The 12,744-nt window shown below is 46.0% G+C and carries 7 protein-coding genes and 1 tRNA gene; 6 read left to right on the forward strand and 2 right to left on the reverse strand.

What is annotated here, in order from left to right; all coding sequences use genetic code 11:
* The first annotated feature begins 125 nt into the window (after positions 1–125).
* From ABD960_RS02660 to galA, 6 genes are read left to right on the forward strand one after another with little or no spacing between them, the layout of a single operon-like run.
* On the forward strand, positions 126–3,092 hold the full coding sequence (locus ABD960_RS02660) for a SusC/RagA family TonB-linked outer membrane protein (protein ID WP_345329333.1): 2,967 nt from the start codon (positions 126–128) through the stop codon (positions 3,090–3,092).
* Between the two features lie 8 nt (positions 3,093–3,100).
* On the forward strand, positions 3,101–4,687 hold the full coding sequence (locus ABD960_RS02665; RefSeq protein ID WP_345329334.1) for a RagB/SusD family nutrient uptake outer membrane protein: 1,587 nt from the start codon (positions 3,101–3,103) through the stop codon (positions 4,685–4,687).
* 11 nt (positions 4,688–4,698) lie between these two features.
* Complete coding sequence (locus tag ABD960_RS02670) at positions 4,699–5,772, forward strand: SusE domain-containing protein (protein WP_345329335.1); 1,074 nt, start codon at positions 4,699–4,701, stop codon at positions 5,770–5,772.
* Positions 5,773–5,779: 7 nt separating this feature from the next.
* Positions 5,780–6,820 (forward strand): glycoside hydrolase family 53 protein, encoded by a 1,041-nt coding sequence (locus tag ABD960_RS02675; RefSeq protein ID WP_345329336.1) that lies wholly within the window; start codon positions 5,780–5,782, stop codon positions 6,818–6,820.
* Between the two features lie 3 nt (positions 6,821–6,823).
* Positions 6,824–9,367: a membrane or secreted protein gene (locus ABD960_RS02680; RefSeq protein ID WP_345329337.1), complete on the forward strand. Its 2,544-nt coding sequence runs from the start codon at positions 6,824–6,826 to the stop codon at positions 9,365–9,367.
* A gap of 10 nt (positions 9,368–9,377) precedes the next feature.
* Positions 9,378–11,795 (forward strand): beta-galactosidase GalA, encoded by a 2,418-nt coding sequence (gene galA / locus ABD960_RS02685; protein WP_345329338.1) that lies wholly within the window; start codon positions 9,378–9,380, stop codon positions 11,793–11,795.
* Positions 11,796–11,934: 139 nt separating this feature from the next.
* Here the strand turns inward: galA and ABD960_RS02690 are convergent, their stop codons facing one another.
* Both ABD960_RS02690 and ABD960_RS02695 read right to left on the reverse strand, forming a co-directional pair.
* Positions 11,935–12,273, reverse strand: a complete 339-nt coding sequence (locus ABD960_RS02690; RefSeq protein WP_345329339.1) for a zinc ribbon domain-containing protein YjdM — start codon at positions 12,271–12,273, stop codon at positions 11,935–11,937.
* 362 nt (positions 12,274–12,635) lie between these two features.
* Positions 12,636–12,708, reverse strand: a tRNA-Phe gene (locus tag ABD960_RS02695).
* Positions 12,709–12,744: the final 36 nt, after the last annotated feature.

Here is a 12,744-nt window from a genome sequence, read left to right on the forward strand (position 1 = left end):
GTTTTAGTTCAAACTAAGTTAAAACGAACAATTATTATGATGATTTGAACAAACGTCAAGCACTAACATCCGGCTATTATTGTAGTCCGATTATAAACGTCGCATTACCAATAAACCATTTTTAAATGAGAAATTTTTATTTACGAACAACTTTGTTGCTCTTGTTTGCTATGGCCGTAAATTTTGCGTTCGCGCAAACCGGCAGTATTAGCGGGCAGGTGCTCGATGAAAAAGGCCAGCCGCTGCCGGGCGCTTCTGTAACGGCAGGTACACGCTCAACAGCTACTGATGTAAACGGCAAATTTAAGTTAACAGGTTTGCCCGCGGGTGCTAATGCCGTTACAGTTACATTTTTAGGATACCAGCAACTTTCGCAAAGCTTTAACGCCGGTAGCGAAGGCGTAACTATTAACCTGAAACCTGCGGCTGCCTCAGCCTTAAACGAGGTGGTGATTATAGGTTACGGCAGCCAGCAAAAAAAGAGTGTAACGGGCGCCATTTCTACGGTTACGTCCAAGGATTTTCAGAAAGGCAGCATTACCACACCCGAGCAGTTAATTGCGGGCAAGGTACCGGGTGTTACCATTACACCAAATGGCGGCGCGCCAGGCGCGGGCAGCACAATCCGCATAAGGGGTGGTGCTTCACTTACCGCGAGTAATGATCCGCTGATTGTTATCGATGGGGTGCCGTTGAGCAATAACGCCATATCCGGTGCTTCAAACCCGTTGAGTTTAATCAACCCGAATGATATTGAATCATTTACTGTATTAAAAGATGCATCGGCAACGGCCATTTATGGTTCGCGCGCATCAAACGGTGTCATCCTGATCACCACTAAAAAAGGTGCATCGGGTTCACCTAAAGTAAACTTCAGCTCGCAGCTATCCGCTTATAAAGTGGGCAAAAAGGTTGATGTTCTCACTGCCGACCAGTTCAGGACTTACGTAAACGAAAAAGGCAATGCTGATCAGAAAGCTTTACTGGGTAAAGCCAATACCAACTGGCAGGATGAAATTTACCAAACCTCATTGGGTACTGATAACAATATCAGTGTAGCAGGTTCATACAAAAATATACCGTACCGCGTGTCTGCCGGTTACCTTAAGCAAGTAGGCATACTGGTTACTGATAATTTGCAGCGTACAACCGGTGCCATAACACTTAACCCCAAGTTTTTGAATAACCATTTAAAGGTTGATGTTAACCTTAAAGGCGCGCTAACCGATACCCGCTTTGCTAACCAGGGCGCAATTGGTTCGGCGGTGTTTTTTGATCCAACCCAACCGGTATACACTAAAAACACGTTTGGTAACTACTTTGAGTGGACTAATGTTGACAATGTAGGCAATGCAATTCCAAACCCCAACGCACCCCGAAACCCGGTAGCCTTATTGGCACAAAACACCGGTAAAAGCCAGGTAAAAAGGAGCTATGGTAACGCCCAGTTTGATTATAGTATGCATTTTTTGCCTGAACTGCACGCCAACCTGAACCTTGGTTATGATATTTCAAATGGTAAGGGTACCACTTATGTTCCTGCTAACGCGGCGCAAAGTTTTGCCGTAGGGGGCGTAGATAACCGCTATCAGCAGGATGTAAACAATAAGGTGGCGGAGTTTTACCTGAACTATACCAAGGATCTGAAATCAATAAACAGTAATATAAACGCTACTGCGGGTTACGGTTATTATGATTTTTTAACCAAGATATACTACTATCCGAGCTATAATGCAAACGGGCAGGTAGTAGCCGGTTCGCAACCGCTTTTCCCGTTTGATAAACCTCAGAATACATTGATATCATACTACGGCCGTTTAATTTATACCCTTGCCGATAAGTATATTTTAGCTTCATCGGTACGTACCGATGGTTCATCTAAATTCGCGCCCGAAAATCGCTGGGGTGTTTTCCCTTCGGTTGCTTTAACCTGGCGCATCAACCAGGAGTCGTTCCTGAAAGAGTCGAACACGTTAAGCGATCTGAAGTTACGCCTGAGCTACGGTATCACCGGCCAGCAGGATGGCATACCATATTATTCATACCTGCCAACTTACGCGCTTAGCGTTGCATCGGCCAAATATCAGTTAGGTGATACATTTTACAACATGTACGCCCCGGCCGCTTATGACAGATCGTTAAAATGGGAGCAAACCGCAACCTATAACGCAGGTGTTGATTTCGGTTTCCTGAACGGGCGTATCAGTGGTGCGGTTGACGTGTATTTCAAAAAAACCAAAGATCTTTTAAACCGGATCCCCTCTCCGCTTGGTTCAAACTTCAGCAACTTTATTACCACCAACGTGGGTAATATCGAAAACAAGGGTGTTGAGTTCAGCATCAATGCATCACCGGTAAAAAATAAAGTGTTTAGTTGGGATATGGGTTTCAACTTTACCTATAACAATACCCGTATCACTAACCTTACCGCAGTCAACAACCCAACCTATCCGGGCGACCAGGTGGGCGGCATTTCAGGCGGAACAGGAAATACTGTGCAGATCAACTCGGTTGGTTACAGGCCACAAACCTTTTACCTGTACCGCCAGGTTTATGATGCCAGCGGCAAACCAAAAGAAGGTATTTATGAGGATCTTAACGGAGATAACATCATCAACGAAAAGGATTTGTACCGTGTAAAAGCCGCTATGCCGAATTTCATACTCGGCTTCAGCACGCAGTTTAATTATAAAAAATGGTCACTTTCAACCGTACTGCGCTCAAACCTGGGCAACTACGTGTATAACAACACCAAGGCGAACGTTGGTGTAACACGCGGTATACTTAACCCTGCCGGTTATTTGGGTAATGCCAGTACCGAGATATTCAAATCGGGTTTTGATAATAACCAGTACCTGAGCGATTACTATCTGGAGAATGCTTCGTTCCTGAGGATGGATAACCTGGGATTAGGTTACAACGCAGGTAAAATTTTGGGTGATAAGGTAGGTTTACGTGTTAATGCCAATTGCCAGAACGTTTTTGTGATAACTAATTACACCGGCCTCGACCCGGAGATTGCTAACGGTATCGATAACAACTTTTATCCGCGCCCGCGCACTTTCGTTTTAGGTGTTAACCTTGATTTTTAATTACGAATATGAAAGCATTTAAATATATAGCAGGTATAATTATGCTGGCAGCAACGGTAAGCAGCTGCCAGAAAGACCTGAACCGGGTGCCCACAAACGCACTCACTGCCGATAAGGTGTACAGCACGCCCGAAGGCTACAAGCAATCGCTTGCGAAAATTTACGGCGCATTTGCGCTTACCGGTAACGGCGGCCCCGATGCCGGTGAAGGCGATATTGCCGGTATTGACCAGGGCACGTCAGACTTTTTACGATTGTTCTGGAATCTGCAGGAGCTTACTACCGATGAAGCCGCCATTGTATGGAACGACCCGGGACTACAGGATTTCCATGTAATGAACTGGACATCGACCAACGTAATGATCCGCGGATTATACAGCCGTTGTTTATATCATATCACAGCGTGTAACGAGTTCATCCGCGAGTCAACTGATGAAAAGATTGCGTCGCGCAACATCAGCGGTGCTGAAGCCGAAAATATTCGCCGCTACCGTGCTGAAGCGCGTTTTTTGCGTGCCTTTGAGTACTGGGTGCTTATGGATCTGTTTGGCAATCCGCCATTTGTAACCGAGAATGACCCCATAGGTAAATTCACCCCACCGCAAACTAACCGTGCTAACCTGTTCAATTATATCGAAAGCGAATTAAAGGCTATTGAACCGGAATTGGTGGCGGCAAAACAAAATGAGTATGGTCGTGCAGACCAGGCTGCTGCGCAAGCGCTGCTGGCACGTATTTATTTAAATGCCGAGGTATATCTGGGGTCAGGCAACAATAAGTATAACGATGCGATAACTTATGCGGAGAAGGTAATTAACTCTGCTTATTCACTTAATACCTCGTACCGCAGTTTATTTTTGGGCGATAACAACGTCAACAATACCGAAACCATTTTCGCTATTAATTATGATGGGGTAAACTCACAAACCTATGGCGGTACCACTTACCTGATAAACGCTGCCGTAAGCGGCGCGATGGGCCCCGCTACTTTTGGTGTACCTAATGGCGGCTGGAGCGGTATGCGCAGCACACGTAACCTACCCGAAACTTTTGGCGACTACAGCGGCAATACCGACAAGCGCGCCATGTTTGCCGGTAATAAAATTGAGATGGATGATATCACCATTTTTACTGATGGCCTGGCGGTAGCTAAGTTCAGTAACATTACGTCAACCGGCACTACGCCGCCGTCACCCAATGGCGTATATACTTCAACCGATTTCCCGCTGTTTCGCCTTGCCGAAATGTACCTGGTATATGCTGAAGCGGTTAAACGCGGTGGTACCGGTTCAGAGGCTACGGCAATCGGCTATATCAATTTGTTGCGCCAGCGTGCCTACGGTAACAATAGTGGCAACATAAGCACTTACACACTTAACGATGTGCTTAACGAGCGTACCCGCGAACTTTACTGGGAAGGTTTCCGCAGGAGTGACCTGATCCGTTACGGCAGGTTTACCGGCAGCAGCTACCTTTGGCCATGGAAGGGCGGCGCACGCAACGGCCGCGCAGTTGAGGCGTTCCGCGCACTTTTTCCGCTACCTTCATCTGATGTAAATGCTAACCCTAACCTTGTGCAAAACCAAGGCTATTAAACCTTAATTAAATGAGAACTTATATCATAAAAAGCTTATTTATAGCTATGGCCTTGCTGGTAATGCAGGCCTGCAAAAAGGATACGGTGACAGTAAGGTCAGCCGCCGAGGGTACCGCACCGACCCTTAAAGCCAGTGCTACCGATGTGCAATTAAGCAGCGAAACGGCTAATGATAACGCTGTAACCTTTACTTGGAACAAGGCTGATTACGGCTACAACGCCGCTGTGCAATACACTTTGCAGATAGACAAAAAAGGCAACAAGTTTGCCGCTGCCCGCGAGTACGCGCTTGATGGCACCGCGGCGCTCGAGCAAAAATTCACCGTTGGCGATCTTAACAATTCACTCGTATTAATGGGTTTTACACCGGGCGCAAGTGCCGAGCTGGAAGTAAGGGTAAAATCAGAACTGCGTACTAACGTGGATACCTTGTTTTCGAATGTGATTGAAGTTAAAGCTACGCCGTATGCGGTTATTGTAAACTATCCATCGTTGTATGTACCTGCGGCTTACCAGGGCTGGTCGCCTGCAACTGCCGAAAAGGTCGCATCGATATTAGATAATAAAGAGTACGAAGGCTATGTGAATTTTGCTGATGCATCTAACCTGATATTTAAATTTACTACCGATGTAAACTGGACAACCACTTACGGCTGGGCAAGCAGTACTAATACCGATAGCTATGCCGGCGGTACCTTTGCAGCTGGGGCGAATGGTAATCTTTTTGTACCTTCAACAGGGTATTACCTGTTAAAGGCCAATACCAAAAATAATACCTGGGAAGCGCAAAAAACTACTTTCGGTATTGTGGGAGATGCCACACCGGGCGGATGGGATAATGATACCAATATGAGCTTTAACGCCACCACCAAGGAGTGGACGGTAACGGCGAACTTAGCAGTGGGTAAGCTTAAATTCAGGGCTAACAGAAGCTGGGATATTAATTACGGCGATAACAGTCCTGCTAATGGTTTTCTTAAATTAAACGGCGGAGATATTCCGATTACCTCAGCAGGTAGATATACTGTTGTTTTAAACCTGAGCATAGCCGGTAACTATACCTATTCTATCACCAAACTTTAAAATTGAAATGAAAAAGAATTATATACTAACCATGCTGGTATGTGCCGGTTTACTGGCAGGTTGCAACAAGGATATAAGCGCGCCGCAATTTCCTGATGAGCCGATAAACGCGGGTTTTGCCAAAGGTGCCGATGTGAGCTGGGTAAGCGAAATGGAAGATGACGGTATCAAGTTTTATAATAGTGCAGGTGCCGCGCAGGATTTGTTTACCATCCTGAAAGGTAAGGGCATGAACTCGATCCGTTTGCGTGCCTGGGTAAACCCAACCAACGGTTATAATAACACTGCCGATATGGTTGAAAAAGCGGTGCGGGCTAAAAACGCGGGTTACCGCGTTATGCTCGATCTGCACTACAGCGATATCTGGGCTGATCCGGGTAATCAAAACAAACCTGCTGCCTGGGCTAACCTGAGTTTTGCAGCGCTTAAAACCACCGTTGGCACGTATACTGTTGGCGTAATGAATGCGCTGAAAGATAAAGGTATTACGCCTGAATGGGTGCAGGTAGGCAACGAAACTAATGATGGTATGCTATGGAACGATGGTAAATCGTCAGTAAGTATGAAAAACTTTGCCGAGCTGGTAAATGCTGGTTACGATGCGGTAAAATCCGTCAGCAGCAGCAGTAAGGTTATCGTCCACCTGTCAAACGGGTACGACAATAATTTATACCGCTGGATGTTTGACGGCCTCAAAACTAACGGCGCTAAATGGGATGTGATCGGTATGTCGCTTTATCCAACGGCATCAACCTGGCAAAACCTGAACAAGCAGTGCCTTGCCAACATGAACGATATGGTTACCCGTTATGGCAGCGAGGTTATGTTGTGCGAGGTGGGTATGCCGGCTACTGAGGCCGCTGCCTCGAAGGCGTTTTTAACCGACATTATTTTGAAAACCAATAGCGTTGATGGCAAAAAGGGGCTGGGTGTATTTTATTGGGAACCACAATCGTATAATGATTGGGAAGGCTACAAACTGGGGGCTTTTGATGCCAGCGGAAAACCAACCATCGCTTTAGATGCATTTTTGATCGAAAAATTTTAATTGATGAGATTACTCCTGCTAACAGGCTTCATGCTGCTTTTTGCGTTGCCCGGATTTACCCAGCGCAACGCCGCCGCTAAAAGTGGTAACGAAATTTATATTGACAGCAAAGGTATAATGCGTTACGCCGCAAACGGTAAAGAAGCCGCCTTTTTTGGTGTTAACTATACTTTACCGTTTGCTTACGGCTACCGCTCGCATAAAGTGCAGAATATTAACTTAGAGCAGGCTATTGACCGGGATGTGTATCACTTAGCCCGGCTGGGAGTTAACGCTTTCCGTGTACATGTGTGGGATACCGAGATCAGCGACTCGTTAGGTAACCTGAAGCAGAATGAGCATCTGCGCCTGTTTGATTACCTGTTGGCAAAGCTTGAGGAGCGGGGCATACGCATTATTGTAACCCCGATCGCCTTTTGGGGTAACGGCTATCCGGAGCGGGATGAACACACCGGAAGCTTTAGTGATGTTTACGGAAAGGACGGAGCACTTGTACAGGAAAAGGCTTATGTGGCGCAGGAGCGTTACTTGCAACAGTTTTTTAGTCATGTAAATCCGTATACGGGTAAAACTTATGTAAAGGATGCCTTTATAATTGCTACGGAGGTTAATAACGAGCCACACCACAGTGGGCCTAAGGCGCGCGCAACAGAATATGTTAACCGCATGGCCGCGGCTATAAAAAGTGCAGGCTGGACAAAGCCGGTTTTCTACAATATCAGCGAATCGCCCTGGTATGCTGATGCGGTGGCTAAGTCCGTAGCTGATGGCTTTAGCTTTCAATGGTACCCTACGGGCTTAGTTGCCGGGCATCAGCATAAAGGTAATCTGTTGCCGCAGGTTGATCATTATGTTATTCCGTTTGATACCATCCCGGAGTTTAAAAATAAAGCCCGGATGGTATACGAGTTTGATGCGGGCGATGTAATGCAGCCGTATATGTATCCGGCTATGGCGCGGAGTTTTAAAAAAGCCGGTTTTCAGTGGGCAACACAATTCGCTTATGATCCGCTGGGTAACGCGTTTGCCAACACCGAGTATCAAACGCATTTTCTGAACCTGGCTTACACGCCCTCAAAAGCGATAAGCTTGCTTATAGCCGGTAAGGTTTTTCGCTCGGTGCCTGTATTTAAATCATGCGGTAAATTCCCTGCAGATACTTTGTTCGGGCCGTTCAGGCTTAGCTATAAACAACAGCTAAGCGAGATGAACAGCGATACCGAATTTTACTACTCCAACTCAACGGACTCAAAACCGGTAAAGCCATCAGCTTTGGCGCATATAGCAGGGGTTGGTTCATCAGCGGTAATTCAATATAACGGTACCGGCGCTTATTTTTTAGACAGGTTGCCCGATGGAAGCTGGCGCCTGGAAGTAATGCCTGATGCCATACCCGTGAGCGACCCGTTTGCGAAAGCTTCTTTATCTAAACACGTCACCCGCATTTTCAGCAACGAAAGGCAGATGACCCTGAATCTTCCCGGCTTGAATAAAGGTTTCACTATTACGCCGCTTAATGCAGGTAATCAATACACACCTAAAATTGCGGCAGGTTACTTTAGCATTAAGCCGGGTACCTATCGTATCGCGGCATCTGCAAACCCATATAAAAAAGGCAATACGCTTATTAACGGAAACATCAGGCTTGCTGAATTTGTGGCTCCGCCGAATGATAGTTTACAACTTGAGGTAGATCATCAGGCTAATTATAGCGTTGCTGCGAATACGGCGTTTAAGATAAAGGCCGTTGTAGCCGGAATTTCAGCAGGTGATAGTGTGCGGGTATTGGCTAATCGCTTAACGGGCACATACCGCATTGTACCTATGCAGCAAACCGGCGCTTATACTTTTGAGGCCATGGTCCCTGCGGATTTATTGAGTCCGGGTTTACTGCAATACCGCATAGCGGTAACTCATAAAGGTAAGGAGCAGGTAGTATTCCCGGGCGGTCAATCCGGTGATCCGTTCGCCTGGGATTATATCAACCAACAGTACTATCAAACCATTATATCCGCTCCGGGCAGCCCGGTTAAACTTTACAGTGCCGCGCGCGACAAAAACAACGTAATCGTTTATTCGCCCGAATGGAAAACTGATAGCTATGAATATGTAACTAATGCCGATGGCAATTTAGCCATCAGCCTCAACCATAAACCAAGCAATAATGAGTTGGGCGGATTAGAGCTTTTTGTTAAAGATGAAATTTTAACACACGCTGCTAACCTGGGCCAGTATAGCTTTATAACCGTAAATGCATCAGGTAACACACCGGCAAAACTGGTGTTAATTGATGCTGATGCCAATGCGTGGAGCGCGGTCATTAACATTGCGGATGGGACAGTTAAGGTGCCGCTTAGCGCTTTTAAACCCGATAGCCTGGTGTTGCTGCCTCGTCCGTACCCGGGCTTTCAAAGCCTGCGCTTTAAATCGGCAGCGGTATCGAATTTTTCGTTGTTGAGTGTGGAGCGTGTTCAGCTTTTGCTTACCGGCGATAACGCTAAGGCCTTTAATACACTAATAGAAGGCATAAGCCTCGAAACCAAATAATATTAAACTGATGAATTTTGTGTACCGCGGCCTGTGCTGCCTGTTTTTGCTTCTTGTTATTTCTGTACAGCTTTTCGCGCAATCTCCACGCAAGCGGCAACTGTTAAATGAGGGTTGGAAGTTTCACCTTGGGCATGCCGCCAATGCTGAGAAAGATTTTAACTATGGTTTATCAAACATCTTTGCCAAAACCGGCAGGGCCGAAAAAACAGCCATAGCGGTAGATTTTAATGATGCTGCCTGGCGAACCGTACAAATACCGCATGATTGGGCTGTAGAACTGCCCTTTGCCTTCAAAGATAACGATGACCTAAAAGATCATGGATATAAAGCCCTTGGTGGTTTATTTCCTGAAAACAGCATTGGCTGGTACCGAAAAAAATTCAGTGTAACAACAACCGACTCGGGTAAGCGGTTTAGTATTACCTTTGATGGTATTTTCAGGGATGCTAAAGTTTGGCTAAATGGATTTTACATTGCCGCCAACCAAAGCGGTTACGTGGGTTTTACTGTTGACGTTACCAATTACATCAACTTTAAAAAAGAAAACGTGCTGGTAGTACGCGCTGATGCCACGCAATCTGAGGGTTGGTTTTATGAGGGAGCAGGAATTTACCGCAAAGTTTGGCTGAACACTTATGACAACTTACATGTAACGGACGACACGTTTGTGCATACCATTACGCAGGCGGATGGCAAGGCGATGATAACCGTTGAAGCCGACGTAAAAAATGACGGTTTGCAAACTACGGAAGCGACGTTTTACACCTTAATTAAAGACCGTACAGGCAGAATTGTGGCTAAAACGGATGTAAAGCGCGTAAACGTTAACAGCAACGACGCAACCCCGGTAAAGCAACAGGTTTTAGTTGATAAGCCAATCTGGTGGTCTATTGAACAACCATATCTGTATCATGCAGAAATATTGGTTAGCCGGGGCGACAAGGTGATTGATGAACGAAACATACGTTTCGGTATACGCAGCATTGACATTAAGGCTGATGGCGTTTACCTCAATGGTAAGCATGTTAAAATTAAAGGAACCAATAACCACCAGGATCACGCTGGTTTGGGCAGCGCATTGCCCGATTATTTGCAATATTACCGCATCAGCCTGTTAAAGCAAATGGGATCTAACGCGTACAGGGCCAGCCACCATGCGCCTACGCCGGAGTTGCTCGAGGCCTGTGATAGCCTGGGTATGCTGGTGCTTGACGAACAGCGTTTGCTGAACAGCAGCCCGGAATATATGGATCAGTTTGAGCGGCTTGTGAAACGCGACCGTAATCATCCGAGTGTTTTCCTGTGGTCGATAGGTAATGAGGAAGGGTATGCGCAGGTTAACGGCTTCGGCAAGCGTATTGCGCAAACCTTGCTTGCCAAACAAAAGCAGCTCGACCCAACCCGCACAAGCACTTACGCGGCCGATCTGGCTAATGTATTTACCGGCGTAAATGAAGTAATTCCGGTACGTGGTTTTAACTACAGGCAGTTTGCCGTTGCCGATTATCACCGCGATCATCCGCAGCAGCCCATTATTGGTACAGAGATGGGGAGTACGGTAACTACACGCGGTATTTACGTTAAGGATACAGTTAGTGCTTACCTGCCCGATCAGGATATTACCGCCCCGTGGTGGGCCAGTACCGCCGAGCAATGGTGGCCGCTTGCCGCCGAAAATGATTTTTGGCTGGGTGGCTTTATATGGACGGGTTTTGACTATCGCGGCGAGCCCACGCCGTACAAATGGCCCAACATCAGCTCGCATTTTGGCGTGATGGATGTTTGCGGCTTTCCGAAGAATATCTATTATTACTATCAATCATGGTGGAAGGACGAGGATGTGCTGCACATTTCGCCGCAATGGAACTGGCGCGGAAAAGAAGGGCAGAACATTGATGTTTGGGTGAACTCAAACGCCGATAATGTCGAGCTGTTTTTGAACGGTAAAAGCCTTGGCAAAAAGAATATGCCGCGTAACAAACATTTGCAATGGAGTGTTGCCTATCGCCCGGGAACGTTAAAGGCTGTTGGCTATCGCAACAGTAAAAAACTGGTAAGCGAAGTTAAAACTACCGGAGCGGCTTATAAATTAAAGCTAACTCCATCAAAGCAAATATTGCTGGCCAATGGAAGCGATGCCGTGGTAGTAAATGTTTTAATACTGGATAAGAACGGGCTTGAGGTGCCCGACGCCATGCAGGAGATTAAATTCAACTTAACCGGCGGCGCAACCATAATAGGCGTTGGCAACGGCGACCCAAGCAGCCACGAAGATGATAAAATACTAACCGGCCAATGGAAACGTAAGCTCTTTAACGGCCATTGCCAGGTTATCCTGCAATCGGGCAAGAAAGTAGGCAATGCTACGCTTAACGCCACTGCGGATGGTGTTAAGGGTGCTGCGGTGCAGTTTGCTGTTAAATAGTGAACAAGCTATTACCTGCGTTAGCCTATTAATGTGCGTAATGGCTTGTTAACAGCCAGGATTGATAACAATCGGGTTTTGTATTTGCAAGGAGGTGTTTTTTTTAAAGGCAGAAAATAGTTGTCCTTTAGAATAGTTGTCAAGCTTTTTTAACAAATTCAGATTTAAGGGCCATCGCTCCGAACCCGTCAATTTTGCAGTCAATGTTATGATCGCGGTCTACCAGGCGAATGCTTTTAACTTTCGTTCCGGCCTTAATGCCCTGTGGCGATCCTTTAACAGGCAGGTTTTTAATCACGACCACCGTATCCCCGTTTTGTAAGATATTACCGTTGCTGTCCTTTACAATAAATGCATCTTCATCGCTGGTAATATCTTCCGGACTCCACTCGTGTCCACACTCCGGGCAAGCCAGCAGGCCATTCATTTCATAAGTGAAAGTTGATTTACACAATGGGCAAGAGGGCAGCGCTGTCATATGAGAGTTTTTCGCAAAGGTAAGTATTATCAGTAATTATGGATGTATTGTTTAAAAGCTGGTTACGTTACAAAAAATCAAATCGTATTAGCGTGTCGCAGCCGTAGTACCAGGTATTTATTTGGTTGCTTTGCTTGATAAGCTCACTTCTGTGTGTCTGCTAACACAATTAATCAAGTAACAACGTAAGGACATTGTGTTAAGCTATGTATACAAACTCTTAGTAAAGTAAGAGAAGATAATTTACATAATTAGAATAACGATCTTGAGTTTGTCTCTATGAGAACGTTTTGCTCAGTTGGCACCGGAAGAAACAGGTAAATGCAAAAAGCCTCTCAGATTTCTCTAAAAGGCTTTTTTTGTGGTATCAGCTGGAATCGAACCAGCGACACAAGGATTTTCAGTCCTTTGCTCTACCAACTGAGCTATGATACCGCTCCCGTTTTTGGGTCTGCAAATGTAGCTTCTTTT

The organism is Mucilaginibacter defluvii (genome assembly GCF_039543225.1).
In the GTDB taxonomy this organism is placed as follows: Bacteria; Bacteroidota; Bacteroidia; order Sphingobacteriales; family Sphingobacteriaceae; genus Mucilaginibacter; species Mucilaginibacter defluvii.

What these genes read in the sequence shown, in the direction of transcription:
- ABD960_RS02660 (WP_345329333.1), top strand. Translation starts at nt 126, where the DNA reads ATGAGAAATTTTTATTTACGAACAACTTTGTTGCTCTTGTTTGCTATG.
- ABD960_RS02665 (WP_345329334.1), top strand. Translation starts at nt 3,101, where the DNA reads ATGAAAGCATTTAAATATATAGCAGGTATAATTATGCTGGCAGCAACG.
- ABD960_RS02670 (WP_345329335.1), top strand. Translation starts at nt 4,699, where the DNA reads ATGAGAACTTATATCATAAAAAGCTTATTTATAGCTATGGCCTTGCTG.
- ABD960_RS02675 (WP_345329336.1), top strand. Translation starts at nt 5,780, where the DNA reads ATGAAAAAGAATTATATACTAACCATGCTGGTATGTGCCGGTTTACTG.
- ABD960_RS02680 (WP_345329337.1), top strand. Translation starts at nt 6,824, where the DNA reads ATGAGATTACTCCTGCTAACAGGCTTCATGCTGCTTTTTGCGTTGCCC.
- galA (WP_345329338.1), top strand. Translation starts at nt 9,378, where the DNA reads ATGAATTTTGTGTACCGCGGCCTGTGCTGCCTGTTTTTGCTTCTTGTT.
- ABD960_RS02690 (WP_345329339.1), bottom strand. Translation starts at nt 12,273, where the DNA reads ATGACAGCGCTGCCCTCTTGCCCATTGTGTAAATCAACTTTCACTTAT.